This is a genomic window from Lamprobacter sp. (assembly GCF_034860625.1).
In the GTDB taxonomy this organism is placed as follows: Bacteria; Pseudomonadota; Gammaproteobacteria; order Chromatiales; family Chromatiaceae; genus Lamprobacter.
Genome location: NZ_JAYESN010000761.1, coordinates 1 through 441, shown reverse-complemented (window position 1 = coordinate 441; position 441 = coordinate 1). Strand labels below are relative to the sequence as shown.

General features: G+C 55.1%; 1 protein-coding gene. It reads right to left on the bottom strand.

The genetic code is table 11. The annotated features are described in order from the left end of the window. The coding region (locus tag VBE63_RS31180) for a RepB family plasmid replication initiator protein (RefSeq protein ID WP_323686806.1) at positions 1–441 on the bottom strand (441 nt) is incomplete at both ends.

The following is a 441-nucleotide window of genomic DNA, read 5'->3' as shown; positions in this document are numbered from 1 at the left end:
TTCCCGCCACTGGATCAGCAGTTCGTAGAGCCGAATCGCGTAGGCGCTGGTCATCTTGGCGACATCCGCCAGAGCGTACTGGGTGAACTGCTCGGTAAGCTGGTTCAGATACGGGATGATGTCCGTTCCAAAGCGAAGGGCTACGGTACCCTCGGCGTCCTGGTAGCTCACCGTCTGTACCCAACGTGTGATCCTGACTTTTGTCGAGCCGCCTCCGTTGGGGGCTTTATGCAGCGTTACTCGACGCTCAAAAAGCCTTTCTGAGGCTGCTTTGAGGTGTTGATAGGCGCGGTCTACTTCGATTCCGCTCATCATTGCGATTTGCTTAGCGCTGACCTTGTAGAGCTGTTGGTCTGTCAGCGCGCCATCTCGTCTGACTTGTGCAATACAAGCCAGAATGATGCGTTGCTCATAGAGGCTGAGACGATATGACGCTTCGAC